Origin of the sequence: Acinetobacter sp. ANC 4779 (genome assembly GCF_004331055.1) — a bacterium.
Classification (GTDB): Bacteria; Pseudomonadota; Gammaproteobacteria; order Pseudomonadales; family Moraxellaceae; genus Acinetobacter.
Genome location: NZ_SJNU01000004.1, coordinates 169,768 through 193,354, shown reverse-complemented (window position 1 = coordinate 193,354; position 23,587 = coordinate 169,768). Strand labels below are relative to the sequence as shown.

The following is a 23,587-nucleotide window of genomic DNA, read 5'->3' as shown; positions in this document are numbered from 1 at the left end:
AGGGTATTAAAAATCGTGATAGGAGCCCAGTTATGACAACGCAAAAGTTTGATGCGACTCCAACGCCAAATGAAGCTATGAATTTAGATGATATTTCTGCGGAAAAAGTGAAAGAAGCCTGGAAGGCTTATGAAGCAAAACCAGAATATAAAAAATTCAATAAGCATGATCTGATCGAATCCATGCAAAGCTCCACTGATGAAGTTGAAAATTCTGAACAAGCTTAAAATATAAAAAAGCGCTCAATCAAAAGATTAAGCGCTTTTCTTTATTCAAGCCATTATTTTAATAAGGGTGGAACAGCTTCGTAGTTCAGTTCTACGCGGCGGTTTTCTTTCCATGCATTTTCATCATGACCAGCATTAATGGGCATTTCTTTACCATAGCTTACGGCTTCTAATTGCGTAGCAGCAACGCCATTGGTAATCAGGAAGCTTTCTACTGCTTTCGCACGACGCTCACCCAAAGCTATGTTGTATTCACGTGTACCACGTTCATCGGTATGACCGGTTAAAGCCACTTTCGAATTTGCATTGGCCATAAGGAATTGTGCATGTGCTTGAAGGGTTTGATAGTCTTCATTAGAAAGATCGCTGCTGTCATAGTCAAAGTGAACTACACGTTTTGCCAAGAATGCTTTATTTGCTGCAGTCACACCTTTAGAAGAAGCACCTGCCATATTTTGTGCATTTAGGGCAGCATCTTCACTTAAGCCTTCAGTATTTACTGTACCTGCTTGAGATGGGTTTTGTCCTGCTTGAATTTCAGCTGCAGGTTTACGGCTGGCACAACCAGTCATCACTAACGCTGTTGCCAGAACTGGAAGGATTAATAGTTTAATTGCGTTCATCTTTATCTCCATGATCATCATTGCTTTAAATTAAATTCTTATTTCGGTGCCCAAGCAGGTTCTCGAACCTCACCTTGTTCACTGGGTAAATTTATGCGGAAACGCCCATCAAGCGACATGATGGACAACAATCCACGATTCCCTTCACGTGTTGCATAAACCACCATTTGTCCATTTGGCGAGAAACTTGGTGATTCATCCAGACTAGTTGGGGTCAGAATATTGGTAATGCCGGTATTGATATCTTGAATAGCCACTTTGTAATTGCTGCCACTTGGACGATGGACTAATGCAATTTTTTTACCATCTGCACTTAAACTACCGCGTGCATTAAATGCCCCACGGAAAGTTAGGCGCTTAGTTGAAGTATTGGCAAAATCATAAGTATAAATTTGTGGTGAACCGCCTCGGTCCGAGGTGAAAATAAATGATTTACCATCTGGGGCATACCGTGCTTCAGTATCAATTGCACTATCATTGGTCATACGCTGTAACTGGCGTGTTTCCAGATTCATTTGATAGATTTCAGGGTTGCCATGCAGAGATGCAGTAAACAGCATGCTTTTACCATCTGGCGAGAAGCTGGGTGCACCATTTAAACCACGGAAACTTGCCAGTTTTTCACGTTGACCTGTCCCCAAGTCTTGTACATAAATGGCAGGACGTTTGGTTTCAAATGAAACGTAGGCAATTTTTTTCGCGTCCGGTGTCCAGGCAGGGGACAAAATGGGATCACGAGAGGTGAGAATTGTTTTTGGCTGTTCACCATCCGTGTCGGCGATTTGCAGGGTATAACGTTGTTCAGGCGTAGAGGGGTTGCGCAGTACATAGGCAATGCGTCCGCTAAAGTCACCTGCAATACCCGTTAATGCCTGATAAATTGCATCACTGATGGTGTGTCCCGCTTGGCGAATACGTGAAGCAGGAACCGTCAGTAATTCATTTAATAAGTATTGCTGTTTTTCTACATCATAGAGCTGATAATGAACTTCATACGCGCCATTTTCTAATGTTTTTACTGTGCCTGTCACCACATACGGAACCCCTGCAGATTTCCATGCCTCTGCATTCGGGGTATTCATACTCGCTGTTGCAGGCAGATTTTTTGAAGCACTTGAAAATTTGCCTGAGCGATTTAAGTCATTTTCGACAATCGGATAAAGATTTTGATCATTATTGAACGGAATAATCGCAATTTTCGGGGCTTCTTCTGGTGCCTTAGCAATTTCTAAATGCAGTTGTGCATAAGACTGGGTCGCTAAAACAGGACTTAAAGCTGTCAAAATGGTTAGGCAAAGTAGATGTTTACGCGTCATTTTCATCATCCGCTACTTACTCTAAAAAATGTAAATTATTGTGAATTCGGTTGTGTCACATCATGGCATGATTTTGCTTTATTGAAACCACATCATGATAACTAAACTGTTATAAGACTGTGAAAAGTGAATAAAATATTAGCTATTTTTAACAATAGCCGAATACCTCAGTCAAAAAAAACCATCAATTAAATTTGATGTGGCCGTTTGTTTTATTTCGCAGTAAAGCTTGAAGTAAAGGTTCTTGCTTCACGTCGTGCATCTGGATCGGAAGGCATAGGATAAGGCGCTGCTGCACGAACTGCAGCTTCTACACTTGCTTTCATGTCCGGATCACTTGAATTGACGATGACCGATTGAACTGCACCACTATCACTTAAAGTCACACGGGCAGTGGCTTTTTGACCGGATGAGCCGCTCGGAATATCCCAAGCACGTTTAACTTTATTTTCAAAGTCACGTTTTGCAGTTGAGGCAATTTTCTTTGCTTCAGCTTTTTTAGTTGCCGCTTCTTCAGCAGCTTGTTTGGCTGCTGATGCTTTGGCCTCTTCAGCTGCACGTTCACGGGCTTCAGCATCGGCTTTAGCTTTATTGGCAGCATCGGCTTTCGCTTTTTCTGCCGCATCAGCTTTGGCTTTATTGGTTGCATCAGCTTTGGCTTTATTGGCAGCATCAGATTTAGCTTTATTTGCTGCGTCAGCTTTGGCTTTTTCAGCCGCATCAGATTTAGCTTTATTGGCTGCATCGGCTTTAGCTTTATTGGCTGCATCAGCTTTGGCTTTATTTGCAGCATCAGATTTGGCTTTATTCGCTGCATCGGCTTTGGCTTTATTTGCTGCGTCAGCTTTGGCTGTATCGGCTTTGGCTTTATTTGCTGCGTCAGCTTTGGATTTTTCAGCTGCATCAGCTTTGGCTTTATTTGCTGCGTCAGCTTTGGATTTTTCAGCTGCATCAGCTTTGGCTTTATTGGCTGCATCGGCTTTGGCTTTTTCGGCCACGTCTGCCTTAGCTTTGTTCAAAGCATCAGCCTTAGCTTTCGCCGCCGTATCTGCTTTGGCTTTTTCAGCAGCATCAGCTTTAGCTTTTTCAGCGTTATCTGCTTTTGCCTTAGCTTGAGCATCAGCTTGGGCCTTTAGTTTACTGGCTTCATTTGCTTTTGCCTGTTCGGAAGCTTGTTGTTCAGCTTTTTTCAGAGCTTCTGCCGCAGCTTTTGCTTGCTGAGCAGCTTTATTGGCATCAGGCTTTGCTGGTGCTGGTGCTGGTGCTGGTGCTGGTGCTGGTGCTGGAGTAGGCTGCGCAACTGGAATTACTGGAGCAGGTTCAGCACTCGGTTTTGCTATTTGTTGAACTTGTTCTGCAACTTTTTCATGCGCTGTTTCAGCCGAGTCTGTCTGTTCTAAAGGCACAGGCTCGGGTGGGAGTAAGTCTTCAGGCTTGACCAAAACCATTTTAATTTGTTTAGGCTGCTCGACAGGTTTACTCATACCTAAAAAAAGTAAGCCAGTGATTGCCACAGCATGGATCCCGAGGGTAAATCCAAGTGCAATTGTTTTTTCTTTGGATTGTGGCTTTTTCAAATCTTTCATACTTTATTCTAGAGGCTTAGTTAGTAGACTAACTTGTGTTAAACCCGCATCTTGAAGACCTGACATTAAAGCCATGATGTCTCCATAAGGACGTGTGGTAGCACCATTAATGACAACATTCATTTCCTTGTTATCATCTTTGGCTTGAGTTTGTGCCTCAATTAAAACACTGGTCAATTGAGCCAGATCAACAGGTCCAGTTTTTTGACCTTTATACTCCAGATAATACAAACCGTCTTTATCCAGCGTCACGATTGTCGGTGCATCTTTAGATTCAATCGGATTGCCATTGGCTTGAGGTAAATCGACTTTAATCCCACTGGTGATCATAGGGGCGGTGACCATAAAAATCACCAAAAGCACCAGCATGACATCAATATAAGGGACGACATTCATCTCACTTTTTAGTGGTTTTTTAACCCGCTCAAAGCGTCCAGAACGCTGAATTGCCATTAGTCATTTTCCTGTGCAGAACTCACAGTTTGACGTTGCAATAGCGCCACCATTTCTTCAGCAAATAATGCACGATCTGAATAGACCGTTTCACCTTTTGCCGTGTAATGGTTAAATGCCAATACCGCAGGAATTGCTGCAAAAAGACCAATCGCGGTTGCAATCAGAGCTTCGGCAATACCCGGAGCTACGGTTGCTAAAGTGACTTGATCTACATCTGCCAGACCAATAAAGGCATTCATAATGCCCCAAACTGTACCGAATAGACCCACATAAGGGGCCACAGAACCAATGCTGGCAAGTGCACCTAAACCTTGTTCAAGCAAACCTTGGTCACGACTTAGACCGACACGTAAAATACGTTCAGTACCTTCAATCGTTTGCGTATTTGGCGCTTGAAATTTTTGGAGTTTAAAAAACTCGCCTATACCGTGATAGAAAATATCTTCCAGACCGGTACGTTTGGAATTCAGCTGGGCATTGTTGTATAGCGTATTGAGTTCAGCGCCAGACCAGAAGATTTTTTGAAAATGTTCATCATCTGCCTGGGCTTTTTTATAACTCATATGTAACTTGGCAATCAGATACCAACTGTATAAAGATGCAAGCAGTAGCACGAGCATTACCAGTTGAACGATGGGACTTGCTTGTAAAATAAGATCTGATATGTGTAAAGATGATTCTAGTTCTGTTGCCATAGTTACATGTGCCAATAAATTTTTTAGTCTTGTTCTAACTCTTTAAGAATTAGTTCACGAATTTCGTCTGGAAGTCTACGAGGTTTCATTTCGGCACTTATACATGCCAACTCGACCTCGCCAGATGCAAGCATGATTTCACCACGATAAATATTTTGTTGCAATACAAATGATGTCGCTTTACACGAAACTACACTTGCAGTCACAGTAATTAAATCATCCATCAGGATTGGGCGTGAATATTTCACGTTAATTTTATGCACCACAAAGTTGTAATCTTTTTGGTGCCAATAATGGTCCACACCCGATGCACGGAGCCATTCGGTACGAGTACGTTCCATAAAACGAATATGATTCGCGTGATAGACAATGCCACCTGCATCAGTGTCTTCAATATATACACGAATATTGAATTCGAATTTATTCGCCATGATTGTGTCCCATTTTTCAATTCGGTTTTATGGTCTTAACTGTACTTTTAGTAGCTTAAAAAATCTGTGAAAATGATGTTTTTTTCGCTAAGAGTCAAGCTGTGTAAAGCGTTGCAGTTTAGCAGCTTGAGTTTTTAGTCCAATGGCACAAGGTTTCAAATGAAATCTATTCTGTATTAAATTAGCAAAACCATTAGATATAAAAAGTGAGCAAAAAATGCTCACTTTTTAAGAAAATATAGTTTATTTTTTTGCAGCTTGCATCTTTTTCCAGTCTGCCTGTACCTGTTCGGCAACTTTTGGATAATCCAGGATGAAGCGCACATGACTTTCAACCCCAGTTTTTAAGGTTGCATCATCAACAATAAACATTGGGTTATGGTTTGGTGCAGCGGTTGCCATATCTTGATTTGGCGGTGTAGCACCAACAAATACGAATAGTGACGGCATTATTTGACCATAGTATGCAAAGTCTTCACTTGCACTGGCATTGTTGTCGAGTAACTGTAATTTGGCTTCGCCATTTACTTTTGCAAGGGTGGGTTGCATCAATTCGGTAATCACTTTGCCATTTGAAGTCACAGGTGCATAAGATGAAATATCTACTTTCGCAGTAACATCATTGGCAAGTGCATTGTGTTCAATCATTATGGGTAAGTCTTTTAAAATGCTTTGGCGAATTTTTTCACTGTTCGAGCGAATAGTACCGACCATATTCACTTTGTCAGGAATCACGTTGCCTGCTGTACCGCCGTGAATACTACCAATACTGACTACACCCATACCTTGAGTCAAGTCGGCACGACGACTGATTAAACTTTGTAAATTGTTTACGATTTGAGATGATGCATAAATCGGATCACGTCCTAGCCATGGCATAGAACCATGTGCTTGTTGACCTTGAACTTCAATATTTAATAAATCAGCACTGTTTAAAATCGCACCATCTTTATATAAAATGTTGCCGCTTGGCATACCTGACATCACGTGCATACCGAAAATGACTTCCGGTTTAGGATTATTCAAGGCACCATCAGAAATCATTTTACGTGCGCCAACTAACTGACCATCTTTAAAGTTATCAATATCTGCACCACCTTCTTCAGCAGGTTGAAAAACGAAAACCACTGTCCCTGCAATTTTATCTTTGTTGGCAGCTAAAGTTTTTGCTGCACCGAGTAACATCGCGGTATGGGCATCGTGTCCACAGGCATGCATAACCGGTGTTTCTTGACCTTGATAGACACCTTTAGCTTTACTTGCAAAAGAGAGTCCTGTTTTTTCTTCAACAGGCAATGCATCCATATCGGCGCGTAATGCCATGACTGGACCCGGTTTGCCACCTTTTAAAATACCAATAACACCTGTTTTGGCATAACCTGTTTTTACTTCGATGCCATAAGATTTAAGCTCTTTTTGAACCAAGGCCGAAGTTTTAAATTCCATGTTACCCAGTTCAGGGTTCTGATGAATATATTGGCGCAGTTTAATCGTATGAGTTTCTACATTTTTCACGGAGTCATCAACCCAATCTGCAAGGCTTAATTGGCTACAGAACAGGAGCGGAAGGCAAAGCGAGATCTGCTTATACTTGTTCATATCTTCTGAAACTCCTTAAGAGCGTGAAATGATAGAAAGATTTTTGAATATTGCATGTGAGCGCAGGCTAAGCAAAACCTTTAAAGTATGGTTTTTATATCTTTAAGGTATATTATGGTTTAGTGATTGGAATATAAGGTTTTTATTTACAATTTCACTTTGTAAAATTCTGTATTTTAATTTGGAATCAGCTTCTATAACTTGTGATTGTAACTGTTAATTTTCGGGTCTGTGGCCCACAGACTTAATTCGCTTCAATTTATTATTTGTTCATTACTGCATTGATCAGCCTTATAGTTTTAAATGAGTCGCTTTTTGAAATATATAATTATTTTCGCCTTGGGGGTTCACTGTGGAATTATTGGCTGAAACCAGATAAAGGTATTTCCGATGCCGCTGATTATCAAACCATAGATGGAGTGCAGCAGTTCAATGGTTACAGCATGACGAATTTGCAGCCTTATACGGGCGAGTTTCGGGTTTTATCAAGAGAAAATTATAATTTTGGGCGTGAATCCGAGATTAGTCCTGTCGATTTTGCCTTGGGGTGGGGAAGCATGGCAAATCCTGCTGTTTATAAACAATTGTCTATCCGGCAAAGCAACCGTTGGTACTATTGGCGTTATGAAAATTCGCCACCCATTCCGGTTAATGAAATTTCAACGCACAGTGCCAATACGCATTTGATTCCCGCAACCAAAGCAATTGCTACACAACTGTCTAAAATTGATCAAGACAATTTGATTTATTTAAAAGGGCAGTTGGTGGAAGTCAAAGCACAAGATGGATGGACATGGCGTAGTTCTTTAAGCCGTGAAGATACAGGTGCTGGTACGTGTGAGTTGATGTTGGTAGAAGAGGTACGTGTTATCTCTAATTTATAAGTATCTAATTGATTAAAATAAAAATAAAAAACCTTTAAGATATCCTCGATTAGATATTTAAAAAATAAGTTGGGAAAGATGGCAGAACAAGAAGACAAACAAGCGTTAATGATTCAGCTTCCGTGGACAGTACCGCAACAGCCAAATGTACAAACGATTGTTTTACAACAACCTGCTAAAACACATATGGAGCTAAATGCATCTACAGATAAAACCGCCATTTCCTCTTTTGCACTATCTGTGATTATTGCCCTCATTCTTGGCAGTTTTGCAACATGGTTAGCCTATTGGTATGGACGGAGAAGTTTTGATTTAACGAGACAGTCTTTTGAGGCTGTTATTAAGCAAATTGAAAGCTCAGAGCAGTCAGCATTGAATTTGAATGCTAAATTATTTGAACAACAATTAATATTACAAAATCAAAAAGATAAATCTGAACGTGAAAAAAATACTATGGATAGATTTAGAAATGCGGCTTTAAATTTTATTATGCATGCTGAAACTTTTGCATCATATATTACTTTTTTACATTCAAGTCATCAGGATTTTAAGTTTGAAGAAAAGATAGAAGTGGGTTCTTATGAGCATAAAATATTTTTAAGTATTCTAGAAAAAATTGATCTTTTATTTGAAAGTCGATCCAATTTATTATTTTCTACTTTAGAAATGGAAATAAGTACCTATGACCAAGTGGATAAGAGTATTGCTGAAATTATAAACCAAACAATATTTGTTCGAAATAACTTGATTCGAGAAAGAGATACTATTATGGCAGAAGTAAAAAAATATAAGTTTGTTATCGATAAGACTAAATTAATTTTGAAAAAAATATTAGACAAAGAAGCAGCCTAAGCTGCTTTTTTAAATCATTTATCTTTCGGTTCTGGGGGTGTCATCCCAAACTGCAAATACGCCATATTGGTGGCAATACGTCCACGCGCAGTACGCATCGCATAACCTTGCTGAATCAAATACGGTTCAATTACATCTTCCAATGTTCCTGAGTCTTCCGCCATGGCAGCAGCTAAAGCTTCTACACCGGCAGGACCGCCATCAAAACGCTCTAACAACATGCTTAAATAACGACGGTCTAATGTGTCCAAACCATCTTTATCGACTTTCAACATATCCAGTGCACGTTGTGCCATATCCTGATTGACTTCACCGTTGCCTTTGACTTGAGCATAGTCACGCACGCGACGCAGTAAACGGTTGGCAATACGCGGTGTACCACGTGCACGACGGGCAATTTCTATGGCACCATCGCCAGTCATGGGAACGTCCATTAAAGATGCTGAACGTTTCACGATATGGGTTAAATCTTCAACCGAATAAAACTCTAAACGCTGCACAATACCAAAGCGGTCACGCAGCGGAGAGGTGAGCAAGCCGGCACGTGTTGTTGCTGCAACCAAAGTAAAGGGTGGTAAATCCAGTTTAATTGAACGTGCACCTGGTCCTTCACCAATCATGATATCGAGTTGGTAATCTTCCATTGCAGGATACAAAATTTCTTCAATTACTGGAGATAGACGATGGATTTCATCAATAAATAAAACGTCACCTTCTTCCAGATTGGTCAGCATGGCTGCCAAATCGCCGGCACGTTCCAGTACAGGACCGGAAGTCGATTTTAAGTTACCACCCATTTCCCGCGCAATAATATTGGCAAGCGTGGTTTTGCCCAAACCTGGTGGGCCAAAAATCAAGGTATGGTCAAGTGCCTCACCACGGCCACGTGCTGCACCAATAAAGATTTCCATTTGCTCACGTACCACTGGTTGACCAACATAGTCTTCCAGAGAAGTGGGGCGAATGGCACGATCAAAATGATCTTCAGGTTTTTCAGAACCACTGATTAAACGGTCTTGCATCTTTATTGAATCTATCCCTATATGGTTGCTTTGAGGTGGGTAAATTCACAACCTCAAAAAATCTCTATGACTCGTTTTACCTTTGCATAAGCAATATTTACTTTTGACCGGGTAAAAGTAACAAAAACCTTGGTAGAAATATGGCATGTTCATATGCCATATTTCTGCGGCAGCATTCATATTGCCTTTTATTGCATCTATAGCTTTAAATAATGATTTATTTATTCATCGATTTAAGCGCAGCACGGATAATATCACCGGCTTCGGTATAATCACCTTTTACTGCATTAATCAGTTTTTGAGCTTCAGCTGGTTTATAGCCCAGTGATTGCAACGCTGCTTCTGCTTCAGCAACCGCCGAATTACCCATAAACTGAATTTGTGGCGCTGTTGAATTGGTCGGCACATTACCAGAAGACATGGCTTTAAAGCGGTCACGAAGTTCAATCATCAAACGTTCAGCAGTTTTTTTACCCACACCCGGAACTTTAACCAGTGTGTTTAGGTCTTCATTTTCAACGGTATGAATGAGCAGTTCGATACTTAAAGTGGATAAAATACCCAACGCCATTTTAGGACCAACGCCGTTTACTTTAAGTAAAGTACGGAAAATGGTTTTCTCTTGTGCATCTAAAAAACCGTAAAGTAACTGTGCATCTTCACGAACGGTTAAATGCGTCCACAAAGTCACTTTTTGCCCTTTTTGTAATTGGCAAAATGTAGAAAGCGGTGTATCCACTTCATAGCCCACGCCATTTACATTGAGTAAAACTGTGGGTGCTTCTAAAGCAAATACTTCACCAATGAGACATCCAATCATTTTAATTTTTCACTTATCTATCGTTGGTTGCATAGTAGTGAGCATTTGCACGAAAGGCAAAATGCGCACGCATGTTTTTTAAATTGAACAAAGCTTTTGATCCAAATTTATTCAAAGTCTTTAGATCAGACCGGCTTTATTACCTTGCAATTCTTGCGACAGGTTGTAGGCCTGATGGTCTGAAAATTTAGAAATAATGTCCAAGACCTGCATAATATTTTCATAATGATTGCTCTGGAAATTCACACCGGCACGTTGCAGCATAGACATTAGACGCTGTTCCTTAAAACTTAAAGTTTTATCTGGGGTGGTCAGAGGAATAAAGGCATCCAGAATATTTTGCAGACTTTGATGCGCGATAATTTCCAGACCGGCTTTTTGCGGATGTTCAAAAATTTTGTCACGCGCCAAGTTCTTCGCTCGATCAATGCCACGTTCAATATCTTCAGAACAATATTGCAATAAACTGCCCTTGAGTTGCCCAGACAAAATTTCATAGTGATGTTTGGCAAATGCTGTGGTGACTTCATCCACCAGACGCTTCATCACACGGCCACGTAAAGCGGCAATTTTTTGCTGCCATGTGGTGGTGGGTATAGACAGTTCTTGCGGTGTTCCATAGTCCGCAATCAGGTCGAGGAAAATCGGTTCCACTTCTTCATAAGACAGCATGTTTAAAATAATGCCATCTTCAAGGTCAATCAGCGCATAGCAAATATCATCTGCCGCTTCTAATAAATAGGTCAGTGGATGACGGCAATAGTGATATTCACCCAGCTGAATTAAACCGAGCTGTTCGGCAATTTGCTTCAAAATCTCTTTTTCGGATTGATAACACCCAAACTTTGCCCGTTGACTAGCAGGGCGGTCACCTTGTGATGCAATGGTTTTGGATAGCCATGGGTACTTTAAGTAAGCCCCCAAGGTTGCGTAAGTTAGACGCATACCACCATCATTGGGATGATAGTCAATTTTGGTCAGTAAGCGTAAACCTTGGGCATTACCTTCAAACTGGCGTACATCAGCTTGTTCTTCAGGCGAGAGCTTTGCTAAAAAATTGCCATGTGAAGCATCATCAAACCATTCGCGAATGGCATATTCACCGGCATGTCCAAAAGGCGGATTACCAATATCATGTGCGAGGCAAGCTGCCTGAATAATCGCACCGACATCGGCAGGGGAAATCCACACTGGCAGTTGATCTTTGATTTTTTCAGCCGCCAGCATGCCGAGTGAACGACCAATACAGGAGACTTCTAAAGAATGGGTTAAACGGGTATGAATACCGTCATGCTGTGTCAGCGGATGAACTTGGGTTTTTCGGTTCAATTGTCGAAAACTTTGCGAGAAAATAATCCGGTCATAATCTTTATGGAATGGGCTACGGGCCTGTTCTGTACTTTGCTTTTTGCTACCAATACGAACTGTTGAAAGTAGTTCTAACCAACGCATTTGTTCCATTTATCATTATTCAGTGATGACCTGAAATCATCATGCCAAAAAAAAGCCAAACAGACTAGAGTTGTGCGACATGATTTGTCTTTTGAATAGAGCATATAAACAGACAGAGGATACTTCGTGTTTGCTGAATGTTTTTAAATCGCATTGATCGTGTGGGTTCAAAGTCTGAAATGTTACGAGCTTAGACCTCGATTATTCTATTTAATGAACAAATAAAAGGTGATGCGCTTGAGTTTTCGCCGTGTTATCTCAGTGCTGGTGACAGCCTTAATCAGGTTGATCCGCAATCAGTTAAAATTGTAGCAGAGGCGGTGGTTCATCTGCTGAAAACCCTTGATAGACAATCACTCTACGAATTATAAATCACATTTAGAAACAAGATACTAAAGAATCCGATAGTGACAGAATTCAAAATTTTTATCTGAAAATTAAACTATTCTTCACTGTTGTTGCATGAATTGATGGCACATTCGTGAATTTCTATCTAGCTGATTTGGTCAATACGAAGTAGAATATGCGCTCTCTCTAAGTCACATTGGCGGTATGGTCCCAAAGACCTGCCCGTGGAGCCAAAATCAGCATGTTTATCGTGGCCGGTGCACCAGCACACTCTTCTTTTAAGAAAACTCAACTCTTAAACCGTTTAGCGTCAATGAGTTCTGTTCAATCAATTGAAAGTCAATGGATTTATCTGTTTGATCAAACGCTCAACGAGCAGCAGCATCAATCTGCATTACAACTATTAAATGACGGTGCGTCTTTTGAAGTTCGTCAGGCGGCAAGTGATGAAATTCAAGTTCTTGTAACACCGCGTTTAGGGACAATCTCTCCGTGGTCTTCTAAAGCGACTGATATTTTTGCCAATTGTAATACCCCCATACACCGCCTTGAACGCGGTGTTTTGTTTACTTTAAAGGGTATTTCTGAAATATCGAATGAAGTGAAACTGGCATTGCATGACCGCATGACTGAAAGCGTTTTCAATCAAATTGATGATGCAATTGCTTTATTTAGCGAGACTGAACCAAAACCTTTAAATTCAATTGATATTTTAGGTCAAGGCAAAGAAGCACTGGTTAAAGCCAACTCTGAATTTGGTTTTGCGTTGTCTGATGAAGAAATTGATTACTTAACCGAAGCATTTATCAAGATGGGCCGTAACCCACACGACATCGAGCTGATGATGTTTGCACAAGCAAACTCTGAGCATTGCCGTCATAAAATCTTCGGTTCAGAATGGACGATTGATGGTGAGAAACAACCATTGTCATTGTTCCAGATGATTAAAAATACCTATAAAGAATCTCCTGCAGATGTATTGTCAGCCTATAAAGACAATGCTTCTGTAATTGTGGGTTATGACACACAACGTTTCTATCCAAAACCGGATGAAAACGGTCACCACGTTTATAAATACAAGAGCCAGGCCGCTCATATCCTGATGAAAGTGGAAACCCATAACCATCCAACCGCGATTGCACCATTTGCCGGTGCTGCGACGGGTTCAGGCGGTGAAATTCGTGACGAAGGCGCAACAGGTCGTGGCGGTAAACCAAAAGCAGGTTTAACCGGTTTTACCGTGTCTAACCTGAATATTCCTGGTTTTGAACAACCTTGGGAAGAAAACTACGGCAAACCATCGCGAATGGCGTCTCCACTCCAGATCATGATCGATGGTCCTTTAGGTGGTGCTGCGTTTAATAATGAATTTGGTCGTCCAGCCTTAAACGGTTACTTCCGTACTTTTGAACAAAACGTCAATGGTGATGTAAAAGGTTTCCACAAACCCATTATGATTGCCGGCGGTTACGGTAATATCCGTCCTGACCATGTTGAAAAAGATCCAATCCAGCCGGGCGATTTACTTATCGTTCTTGGTGGTCCTGCAATGCTGATTGGTTTGGGTGGTGGTGCAGCATCTTCGGTCGACAGCGGTAAACTCGGTGAAAACCTGGATTTCGCATCTGTACAACGTGAAAATCCAGAAATGGAACGCCGTTGCCAAGAAGTGATTGATACTTGCTGGCGTATGGAAGATTACAACCCAATCGTATCTGTACATGATGTTGGTGCGGGCGGTGTATCTAATGCGATGCCTGAGCTGGTGAACGATCACGAATTGGGTGCGGTACTAGATCTTCGTAAGATTCCATCATTAGAGCCGGGCATGTCTCCAATGGAGATCTGGTCAAACGAAGCGCAAGAACGTTATGTGTTAGCAATTCGTCCATCTTCATTAGAATTGTTTGAATCAATCTGTGCGCGCGAACGCTGTCCGTTTGCTGTACTCGGTGAAGCGACAGAAGCGCGTCACTTAACCGTTGAAGATCCATTGTTTGAAAACAAAGCTGTGGATATGCCAATGCAAGTGATGCTTGGCGGTACACCGCGTATGAGCCGTTCTTTTGAGACCATTGAACGTCAAGGCGATGACTTCACAGCAGAAACAGTGACTGATTTAAAAGATGCGATTTACCGCGTTCTTAAAAATCCAACCGTTGCATCTAAATCATTCTTGATTACCATTGGCGACCGCTCAATTACCGGTATGGTTGCACGTGACCAAATGGTAGGCCCTTGGCAAGTTCCTGTGGCGGATGCTGCAGTGACCACCACCAGTCTTGTAGGTTACACAGGCGAAGCAATGGCGATGGGTGAACGTCCTCCTGTTGCATTGCTTAATCCTGCTGCGTCTGCACGTTTGGCTGTGGCTGAATCCATTTCAAATATCATGTGTGCCAACATCGAACAGATCAGCGACATTAAATTGTCTGCGAACTGGATGGCGGCTGCCGGTCAACAAGGTGAAGACCAGGCGCTATTCGAAGGTGTGAAAGCTATTGGTATGGAAATGTGTCCAGCCCTTGGTATCGCGATCCCAGTGGGTAAAGACTCATTGTCTATGCGTACCACATGGAACGATGAAGGTGAAGACAAAGCAGTGACTTCACCAATGACCGGCGTGATTACCGCATTTGCACCAGTCGGTGATGTGCGTAAAACATTAACTCCTGAATTGAAAAATGTAGATTCAGTACTGGTGCGCATTGACTTGTCTAAAGGTCAGTTCCGTTTGGGCGGTTCGATCTTGGCGCAAGTGTATAAAGCCATTGGTTCTGTAACCCCGGATGTCGACAGCTTCGATGACTTCAAAGCATTCTTTGCCTTGGTTCAAGACTGGAACAATCGTGGTTTAGTGAAGGCTTACCATGACATCGGTGATGGTGGTTTGCTCGCGACAGTTGCAGAAATGATGTTTGCTTCACGTTTGGGTGTAGCACTTGAAGATCAAACGACTGAAGCTTTATTTGCTGAAGAAATTGGTGCTGTACTTCAAATCTCGACAAGCGATTGGGAAGCACTTCAAGCTGAAGTTGCCGAATCAGCATTGAAAGATGCAATTAGCGTCGTGGGTCGTGTAAACAATACTGATCAATTGTCTATCAATGGTCTGGTACTTGAACGTAGCGACTTACAAGTGGCTTGGACTGAAGTGTCGTATCAGATTCAGCGCCTACGTGACAACGTGGCAACTGCGGATTCTGAGTTTGCTTTAATCACCGACAAGAATCATAAAGGTATCATTGCACAGCCGACATTCGACTTGAATGAGCCTGTGGAAGCGCCGTTTATCAATTCGCGTCGTCCAAACATGGTAATTTTACGTGAACAAGGCGTAAACGGTCATATTGAAATGGCTGCGGCATTTGACAAGGTTGGCTTCAACACTGTCGATGTTCACATGAGTGATCTTATCGCGGGTCGTATTGATCTGGATGACTTTGAAGGTTTAGTGACTTGTGGCGGTTTCTCTTACGGTGACGTCATGGGCGCAGGTGGTGGTTGGGCTAAATCGGTTCTGTTCAACCCTAAACTTCGTGACCAATTTGAGAAATTCTTTAATCGTCAAGAAACCTTTTCTCTAGGGATCTGTAACGGCTGTCAAATGTTGTCTCAATTGGCTCCATTGATTCCGGGTGCTGATGCTTGGCCACGTTTCCACCGCAATACTTCTGAGATGTTTGAAGCGCGTGCTGTGAACGTACGTGTTGAAAAGTCTCACTCGATCTTGTTAGACGGTATGGAAGGTTCGATTTTACCAATCGCGGTTGCGCATGGTGAAGGTCGTGTGGTTGCAAGTAGTGACAAGATTGCTGCGTTAAATGCAGGCAATCAAGTCAGCTTACGTTATGTAGACAGCTTGGGTAATGCGACTCAGCAATATCCATTGAACCCGAACGGTTCACCGGAAGCGATTACAGGTGTGACCTCGAAAGATGGCCGTGCAACGATTATGATGCCGCACCCTGAACGTAACTTCCGTGCAGTTCAACATTCTTGGAAACCTGAAGAATGGACTGAAGATGGGGCATGGTTACGCATGTTCCGCAATGCGCGTAAGTTCATTGGTTAATCTTCCCTGAGATGCTGAAAAGCCACCTTCGGGTGGCTTTTTTATTTTATACATATTTTTAATTTAATTTTTATTTCTCCCGCTGGACTTAGTTTGGATTTTGCTTTTATTTTGGAGTGAAAATAATTTGTGTGTTTTATGCACAATCACGATGTGGTATAGATGAAAGATGATTCACTAAATATAAGTTCAGGATTGAATCTCGAAGTGAGGTGACACAATGCCAAAAACTGTGACATATACAACGCTTGATAAAGCGACTTTACGTAAGAAAGGCTGGATGTTTTTTATGGCAGTCATTGGGCTGCAAATGTTGTTCTTGATCGGCAGCTATTTGCTTCAAAGTTCTTGATTTTCAGGTTGAGAAAGCCACCGAGAGGTGGTTTTTTTGTGATGGCTATTTTAATAAAGTCATAGCTTCGCTGATTGTGCAAAGTTTTAATGAATAACGCGTAAGCAATGTTTTACTTTTGAAAGGTCAAAAGTAACAAAACCCTTTTATTTGGCACAAGATACATCCTTGTATCTCTGCCAAATGTGCGACATCCATGTCGCTAGTCATGTGATTTTATGGTTGATAATAAAAATAGAGTTTTTCTTTTGTTATTATGGGTCTATTAAAAAATAGATGAGATAGAACTTGAAGACTAAAAAGCACAAGTCAAAGAATAATATTGTTTTTGGAGCTGTTGTTGGATTAGCGGGGATTGCTTGTGGTTTGTGGCTTCTAATCTCTTTGGAGAAATTATCAGGAACTGAGTTTGTAGCTTTTAGTCTTGGATTTGCTGTAGTTGGATTGATTATAGCCTTTGCAGCTGAGGTACAAGAATTTTCGATTGCAGGAAATGGTGTCAAATTAAAAGAATTAAGATCAGAAGCTGAAAGGACTATTGAAGACTTAAAGCGAGCTAGAACAGAAGTGTTTAGGTTCATGGTTCAAAAAAGTATTGAATTTTCTGGTGTATTGGGAAGTGGTTCTAAAGTAGATGAAAGGGTAGAACAATTTATTAAATTATTTGAACAAATTGAAAAATTTGACTGTATTAAAGAGCTTCAAATTGATATTTCTAAAGCACTAAATATATTGATGGTTGGGCAATTTAATAACTTAGCATTTATCCATAATAATACTAAAAGTGTTGGAGATATTTTTGGAAGTAAAGAAAAGCCTGATCTTTTATATATTGAGTTAAAAGATGAGATGATTAATCAAATCATAGAAAGAATACAACCTAAACAAGAATTTGAATATGTAAAAGAGGATGTAATTGAAGGAATTAAAGCATATGCAAAGTTATATGCTATAAAAGTAAAACTTGATAAATTAGAAAAGGAATTATGAATCGTTCATAAACTTATCCTTTTTTGACAATATTAAATTAATAAAAAACGGCCTCACAGGCCGTTTTCTATTGCTGAAATTTTTATGGTGCTAACGGTTCCTGCTGCTTTGAATCAGGCATAGGCGCGGATTCTTCCTCATCATTATAAGGATTTTCCAGTTCCAGGGTCTGATCCAATTCTGAATCAAAAACATCGGTCAGCATACTGTCATAACGTTTTGCATTATAGCTAAGTAGACGAGAGGCTTCCTGTTGAGTGATAAAACCTGTCTCTACCGCATCACTAATACGTTCATCAAAAGTTAAACCTTTAAACTGTCCTTTGGATTCGGCTTTTTTGAACTTGTCCCAAAGCGGTTCCAGCTCAAGTAGCATGTTAAAAGTCGATTCCATACGACCAGTCACATCATCCGTATCGGTATTATAGAATACATGCTTTTTCAATTCATCACGGAAGGCATTGTCTTGCATAATGATCTCGCCAGCCTGTTGTTTCAAAGCGTCGGTTGGTTTGTGAATAGGACGACCGAGCGGGAAACAAATGAATTTGACTAAGCCAGCCGCAATGCCGACAGGGAAGTTAGCAAACAAACCATAAAAAGCTTCTTGTGTATTAAACAGTGATTTTTCTAACGCCAGTTTTGCATGAACTTGTTCGGCTTCGGTCTTTTTGCCATGTTCATAATATTTGAGAATCGCGGTGCTGATAAACAGGTTGGCATGAATATCTGCCAAGCGTCCTGAAAGCATTTCCTTACGTTTAATATCACCTGCAAGTAAACCCAAGCACATATCGGCAGTCAGGGAAAAATTAGCACTTAAACGGTTAATTATTTTAAAATAGGGAAGGGTAAAATCATCGGCACTATTTGGTGCATCGGATGAACCGCCCATATAGCCATAAGCAAATGCTCGGGCAGTGCGGTTAAAGGTATAGCCTAAATGTTTAAACAGCATTTCGTTAAAGGTATTCAGGGCGGTGGTTTTATCTTCCGCTTGCAGCAGTTGTAATTCTTCAAACAGATAAGGATGACAACGCATTGAACCCTGACCAAAAATCATTAATGAACGACTGAGGATATTGGCGCCTTCAACGGTAATCGAGACGGGAATAGCCTGATAGTACAAGGCTAGGAAGTTACGCGGGCCCATTTGCACCGCACGACCGCCCACCACATCCATGCCATGATTAACCACGCGGCGCATGGTTTCAGTGGCATAGTATTTGGCCATTGCCGTCATGACTGCAGGTTTGCCACCTTGATTCAAACCACAAGTGACTAAATATCGGAAAGCTTCCAGCATGTAAGTATCACTGGCAATATCACTAGTAGCTTCCTGCACACCTTCAAATTTACCTACGGAAATTTTGAATTGCTGACGAATTTTGGCAAAAGCTCCCACGGTTAAATACGTCACTTCACTGGCTGCAGTGGATAGGGCCGGCAGGGAAATACCACGACCGACTGCCAGACATTCCATCAACATCCGCCAGCCTTTGCCAATATTTTTCGAACCGCCAATAATCCAGTCAAGTGGAATGAAGACATCTTGACCATCAACCGTCCCGTTCATAAATGGAGATCCCGGATTATGTCGTGCACCGATTTTGATGCCATGATGTTTGGCAGGAATCAGGGCACAGGTAATGCCATATTCAGTTTTGTTCTTATCACCTAATAGCCCATCCGGATCATACAGTTTAAATGCCAAACCGATAACGGTTGCAATAGGTGCCAGCGTAATCCAGCGTTTGGAGAAATTCATGCGTAAGCCAAGCACCTGCTGACCTTCAAACTCGCCATAACACACCACACCGGTATCCGGAATGGCACCTGCATCCGAACCGGCTTCCGGACTGGTTAAGCCAAAACAGGGAATCTCTTCACCACTGGCCAAACCGGGTAAGTAGCGGTTTTTTTGTTCTTCGGTTCCGTAATGAAGCAGTAGCTCACCCGGTCCCAAAGAATTGGGTACCATACAACTCACGGCAGCCGTTAATGAACGAGAAGCAATCTTGCTCATAATGCGACTTTGGGCAAATGAACTAAATGCACGTCCGCCATATTCCTTGGGAATAATCAGCCCTAAAAAGCCATTATTTCGAATATAGCTCCAGGCTTCAGGAGGCAAATCTTTAAAGTGATGATGGATATCCCAGTCATTCAGCATTAAGCATAATTGTTCGACTTCATTATCTAAAAAAGACTGTTCTTCTGCCGAAAGTGTAGGATAAGGATAGCTCTCAAATTTCGACCAGTCCGGTGCTCCCATAAACAGGTCTTTTTCCCACCAGCTGGTACCGGCATCTAGGGCTTCTCTTTCCGTAGGACTCATACTGGGCATGGCGTTGGCAAGGGTTTTATAAGCAGGCTTGGTAATTAAGGCCATTCGTAAGGGCTCAATCATCACAATTAAGCTAATGAGAATGAGGGGGATGCCAAAAATAAGCGACCAAGGGCTGAAAAATGCGGTAACGATTGCAACAATAATCGCGGTGCTTGCACCTGCATTACGGCTGAGTGCAAAAAAGAAAATTGCCCATACGGCGAAGAATTGAATAAGCAGACTGATGATGAATAGCATTTATTTTCTCCAGTTGCTTACACCAGATGAAAGTCAGAGAAACAGTAAATGGCATGGATATACCTAAAGCTGAGTAACTGTTTTATTAGAATGACTATTGGTGTAATGAAAATATTGTTGTAATGACCGAAATGAACATTCAAAAAGTTTCATCCCGAAGTTATAAAATTAAATCTTGTTTTTAAAATAAAGTGTTTTTCGATCAGTGTAAAAGATTGAACTGTAAGAGAAATGTCACGAAAAGTAATGGATACTTGTATCTGCCTCTATTTTGAATTTTATTATTTTTAAATAAGTAATAAGCCATTTGCAGCGATTTATGTAGGTGTAATATTACGATAAGAGTAAATTAATTTAGAGGATCACCCATATGCTTAAACTGATTTATTACGTTACTGAATCTCATCTGGAAGCGACCAAAATGGCAGTGTTTGAAGCAGGTGCAGGTGGAATAGGCAACTATGAGCATTGTGCCTGGCAGGTTTTGGGTACAGGTCAATTTAAGCCAGTGAAAGGTGCCAATCCATTTATTGGAGAGTTAGAGGTTTTGGAACAAATTCCTGAATGGCGCGTGGAAACCATTGTGCCTGAAGATAAAGCGGCTGAGGTCGCAAAGGCATTAAAGCTAAGTCATCCTTATGAAGAGCCTGCTTTTGAATTTATACAAATATTAGATATTGACGGATAAAGATAATTTATACACATCATGACCTCACTTTTTGGTGAGCTGATGATGTGTCATTGCGTAGCGGATGTCTCACTTTTCAAAGGCGAAAAGTGACCAAAGCCCTTTGTTAGACTGATGACACATCTATGTACCACAGTCTAACTGGCGACATCCCTGCCGCCTTGACGCCTATCTAATTATTTTTAGATCGATAATGAATAGGCTACAAAAAAAGTCCTTAAACCTTCTGAATAAACAAATCACGCTCAAAACGGTATTGCGGGAAGAATACCCCATCCGCTGCACGTTCACCTGCACCAATGACCATGACAGGATATTGCTGATCATTCAGATTCAAAATTTTATTGACCATAGGTTCATCAAAACCTTCCATCATGCAACTGTCAAAACCATAGGCACGTAAAGCTAGAACCAGGTTTTCGCATGCCAAAGCTGTGGTTTTGCTTGCCCAAAGTTTTGCATCTGCCGGGTTAAAGGCAGTCACGGGCAATTGCTTATCTAACGTACGTGCAACTTTGAAAGCAACTTTCTTAAAGTTACCCAGAGCATTGAAATAGCCCGTTTTATAATTATACGGAATAAATTTGTAGTACTGCTTTACTGCTTTTGGCGCTTCAGGGAAAGGAAAATCAGAAATATTCTTTTTCGCCATTTCATCAATACGGTCGGTACGTGCCACACAAACAATTAGCTCGGAAGCCGTTTTTGCTGCCAATTGGCCTAAACAGGCTTTTACCAACTGTTTCTTTTTGGCAGGGTTTTGCACCACATAAAAGGTCCACGGCTGCAGATTTGAGGAGTTTGGTGCAAGCAATGCCAGGTCTAGACAATCATCCAACACTTCAGCAGGAATAGGTTTTTTGGTAAATTTACGTACAGAACGACGGCTTTGTACTACTTTCTTAAAGTTTTCGACATCAATGTCTTTAGGAGCTGGCTCAAAATAACGTTTCTTTTCAGTGTGGGTTTCGCTTGAATCAGTCATCTTTATTTACTCAAATTTTAAAGCTTGAAATTTAGATCTATTAAAATACATAAAGCCACTGAACAGTGTCATGATTCAGTGGCTTTTCATTTAACAATAAAACCAATTAATTAAATTGCGCAAAATCAGGTTTGCGCTTTTGCATAAATGCAGCCACTGCTTCAGCCATTTCTGGTGAAGAGACACGCTTCATAAAAATTTCAGCTTCGTCATCTACACAGTCCAGAATTTCCTGCAAGTTATGTTTCATTAAAGCTTTGGTTTGCTTAATTGAAGCCAATGGCAGGGCAGCTAAAGTTTGCGCCTGTTGCAATGCAGTTGCATAAACATCTTCTTCAATGCTATTCACCAAGCCTGCACTTAGTGCTTTTTCACTGTTAAATTTTTGCGCAGTGAAGAGCAGCTCAGCCGCTTTATGATAACCGGCCTGTTGAATAAGAAGCTTGCTTGAAGCTCCTTCTGGAGATAGACCCAAGCTTACAAATGGAATTTGGAATAGGGCAGTGTTATCACTATAGACAAGGTCAGCATGAAGTAAAAGCGTAACCCCAATGCCAATTGCGACACCACGAACCGCTGCAATTAACGGCTTGGAAAATTTTGCTGCAGATTTGAGCACTACAAATGGAGGGGCATCCCCAGCTTTGCCTGCAAGTGGCATTTGAATAAACTTCATGAAGTCCTGCATGTCATTGCCCGCGCTGAAATCCGCATCAGCACCGCGTAAAATGACCACACGCACATCTTTATCTTGATCGGCTTCATCTAAAGCTTGGGCAATCCAGAGATACAATTCGCCATATAATGCATTTTTTGCTTTTGGTCGATTAATGGCTAAAGTTAGTACACCATTTTCTAAATTCGCATCCAAATGTTCATGCGGTTGTTGAATACAGCTCAGTGTCATCGTACTATCCTTGCTTTAAATACTTAATTTAGTTTTATGGCGTTTATTATGTCGCATATTTATTGGGGCGGCACAACTCACGAGTCATAAAAAATATGATCTGTTATGAACTATACATTTGATTATCTGGTTTTCATTGGTCGCTTTCAGCCTTTTCATCTGGCACATATGCAAACGATTAAAATTGCTTTAGAGCAAAGCCAAAATGTGATTTTGGCACTCGGATCTGCACAAAATGAACGTAATATTAAAAATCCCTTTAGTGCTGCTGAACGTGAACAGATGATTTTGTCCAACTTTTCAGCAATAGATCAACAGCGAATTAAGTTTGTACATGTGGTTGATGTTTATGATGATAAAAAATGGCAAAATCTGGTTACTTCTCTGGTAGCAGAATTAGTGGAGCCTGCCGATAAAGTTGGTTTAATTGGTCATTTTAAGGATGAATCTTCTTATTATCTGCAGCTTTTCCCTGAGTGGGAAATGGTGGAACTTGAAAGCCTGAAAGGTGCAATTTCAGCAACGCCGCTGCGTGAAGCCTATTATCGTGGAGAAATTATTGAATCTGCTTTTCCACTTGGAACCAGTGAATTTTTACAGAAATTTCAGAACACGCCTACTTACCAACAATTGCAGCACAAATACCTGACACAAGATAAAACCAATCTGGAACAATTTTAAGTAAGCTTTTC

20 protein-coding genes and 1 pseudogene are annotated in these 23,587 nt (G+C 41.1%); 8 read left to right on the top strand and 13 right to left on the bottom strand.

Annotated elements, in window-relative coordinates:
- Positions 1-32: 32 nt before the first annotated feature.
- Positions 33-227 (top strand): NF038105 family protein, encoded by a 195-nt coding sequence (locus tag E0H80_RS07015; protein WP_067863697.1) that lies wholly within the window; start codon positions 33-35, stop codon positions 225-227.
- 53 nt (positions 228-280) lie between these two features.
- Here the strand turns inward: E0H80_RS07015 and pal are convergent, their stop codons facing one another.
- The 7 genes from pal to E0H80_RS06980 form a co-directional block, all read right to left on the bottom strand.
- Entirely contained in the window at positions 281-850 is a 570-nt protein-coding gene (pal, locus tag E0H80_RS07010) for a peptidoglycan-associated lipoprotein Pal (RefSeq protein ID WP_131364413.1), read from the bottom strand.
- 38 nt (positions 851-888) lie between these two features.
- Entirely contained in the window at positions 889-2,172 is a 1,284-nt protein-coding gene (gene tolB, locus E0H80_RS07005; protein ID WP_165494289.1) for a Tol-Pal system beta propeller repeat protein TolB, read from the bottom strand.
- Positions 2,173-2,378: 206 nt separating this feature from the next.
- Positions 2,379-3,752, bottom strand: a complete 1,374-nt coding sequence (gene tolA, locus E0H80_RS07000) for a cell envelope integrity protein TolA (protein ID WP_131364409.1) — start codon at positions 3,750-3,752, stop codon at positions 2,379-2,381.
- 3 nt (positions 3,753-3,755) lie between these two features.
- The gene (gene tolR / locus E0H80_RS06995) at positions 3,756-4,205 is read right to left on the bottom strand and encodes a protein TolR (protein WP_131364407.1); all 450 of its coding nucleotides are present in this window, start codon (positions 4,203-4,205) and stop codon (positions 3,756-3,758) included.
- The gene (gene tolQ / locus E0H80_RS06990) at positions 4,205-4,903 is read right to left on the bottom strand and encodes a protein TolQ (protein ID WP_131364405.1); all 699 of its coding nucleotides are present in this window, start codon (positions 4,901-4,903) and stop codon (positions 4,205-4,207) included. Before tolQ ends, tolR begins: the two co-directional genes overlap by 1 nt.
- 23 nt (positions 4,904-4,926) lie before the next feature.
- The gene (gene ybgC, locus E0H80_RS06985; RefSeq protein ID WP_067863715.1) at positions 4,927-5,334 is read right to left on the bottom strand and encodes a tol-pal system-associated acyl-CoA thioesterase; all 408 of its coding nucleotides are present in this window, start codon (positions 5,332-5,334) and stop codon (positions 4,927-4,929) included.
- Positions 5,335-5,577: 243 nt separating this feature from the next.
- A complete protein-coding gene (locus tag E0H80_RS06980) occupies positions 5,578-6,933 on the bottom strand; it encodes an amidohydrolase (protein WP_131364403.1) in 1,356 nt (451 codons plus the stop codon).
- Positions 6,934-7,236: 303 nt separating this feature from the next.
- Between E0H80_RS06980 and E0H80_RS06975 the strand changes: the two are divergent.
- Positions 7,237-7,817: pseudogene (locus E0H80_RS06975) on the top strand (hypothetical protein).
- Between the two features lie 78 nt (positions 7,818-7,895).
- The gene (locus tag E0H80_RS06970) at positions 7,896-8,669 is read left to right on the top strand and encodes a hypothetical protein (RefSeq protein WP_131364401.1); all 774 of its coding nucleotides are present in this window, start codon (positions 7,896-7,898) and stop codon (positions 8,667-8,669) included.
- Between the two features lie 14 nt (positions 8,670-8,683).
- Here the strand turns inward: E0H80_RS06970 and ruvB are convergent, their stop codons facing one another.
- The 3 genes from ruvB to E0H80_RS06955 form a co-directional block, all read right to left on the bottom strand.
- Complete coding sequence (gene ruvB / locus E0H80_RS06965; protein ID WP_067863727.1) at positions 8,684-9,691, bottom strand: Holliday junction branch migration DNA helicase RuvB; 1,008 nt, start codon at positions 9,689-9,691, stop codon at positions 8,684-8,686.
- A 217-nt stretch (positions 9,692-9,908) separates the two neighbouring features.
- The gene (gene ruvA / locus E0H80_RS06960) at positions 9,909-10,511 is read right to left on the bottom strand and encodes a Holliday junction branch migration protein RuvA (RefSeq protein ID WP_131364399.1); all 603 of its coding nucleotides are present in this window, start codon (positions 10,509-10,511) and stop codon (positions 9,909-9,911) included.
- Between the two features lie 120 nt (positions 10,512-10,631).
- Positions 10,632-11,972, bottom strand: coding sequence for a deoxyguanosinetriphosphate triphosphohydrolase (locus E0H80_RS06955; RefSeq protein ID WP_067863733.1), 1,341 nt, complete (start codon positions 11,970-11,972; stop codon positions 10,632-10,634).
- 580 nt (positions 11,973-12,552) lie between these two features.
- On the opposite strand from E0H80_RS06955, the gene purL reads away from it, so the two are divergent.
- From purL to E0H80_RS06945, 3 genes are all read left to right on the top strand, one after another.
- The gene (purL, locus tag E0H80_RS06950; protein WP_131364397.1) at positions 12,553-16,386 is read left to right on the top strand and encodes a phosphoribosylformylglycinamidine synthase; all 3,834 of its coding nucleotides are present in this window, start codon (positions 12,553-12,555) and stop codon (positions 16,384-16,386) included.
- Between the two features lie 220 nt (positions 16,387-16,606).
- Entirely contained in the window at positions 16,607-16,738 is a 132-nt protein-coding gene (locus tag E0H80_RS16985; protein ID WP_265937221.1) for a KGW motif small protein, read from the top strand.
- A gap of 288 nt (positions 16,739-17,026) precedes the next feature.
- The gene (locus E0H80_RS06945) at positions 17,027-17,728 is read left to right on the top strand and encodes a hypothetical protein (protein WP_131364395.1); all 702 of its coding nucleotides are present in this window, start codon (positions 17,027-17,029) and stop codon (positions 17,726-17,728) included.
- Between the two features lie 82 nt (positions 17,729-17,810).
- On the opposite strand, the gene E0H80_RS06940 is transcribed toward E0H80_RS06945, so the two are convergent.
- On the bottom strand, positions 17,811-20,315 hold the full coding sequence (locus E0H80_RS06940) for an acyl-CoA dehydrogenase (protein WP_131364393.1): 2,505 nt from the start codon (positions 20,313-20,315) through the stop codon (positions 17,811-17,813).
- A 370-nt stretch (positions 20,316-20,685) separates the two neighbouring features.
- Between E0H80_RS06940 and E0H80_RS06935 the strand changes: the two genes are divergently transcribed.
- Entirely contained in the window at positions 20,686-21,003 is a 318-nt protein-coding gene (locus tag E0H80_RS06935) for an NGG1p interacting factor NIF3 (RefSeq protein ID WP_131364391.1), read from the top strand.
- Positions 21,004-21,220: 217 nt separating this feature from the next.
- On the opposite strand, the gene E0H80_RS06930 is transcribed toward E0H80_RS06935, so the two are convergent.
- A complete protein-coding gene (locus E0H80_RS06930) occupies positions 21,221-21,988 on the bottom strand; it encodes a nitroreductase family protein (RefSeq protein ID WP_131364389.1) in 768 nt (255 codons plus the stop codon).
- A 106-nt stretch (positions 21,989-22,094) separates the two neighbouring features.
- Positions 22,095-22,895: an enoyl-CoA hydratase gene (locus tag E0H80_RS06925; RefSeq protein WP_131364387.1), complete on the bottom strand. Its 801-nt coding sequence runs from the start codon at positions 22,893-22,895 to the stop codon at positions 22,095-22,097.
- A 105-nt stretch (positions 22,896-23,000) separates the two neighbouring features.
- Here E0H80_RS06925 and E0H80_RS06920 point away from each other — a divergent pair, with 105 nt between their 5' ends.
- The gene (locus tag E0H80_RS06920; protein ID WP_131364385.1) at positions 23,001-23,576 is read left to right on the top strand and encodes a nicotinate-nicotinamide nucleotide adenylyltransferase; all 576 of its coding nucleotides are present in this window, start codon (positions 23,001-23,003) and stop codon (positions 23,574-23,576) included.
- Positions 23,577-23,587: the final 11 nt, after the last annotated feature.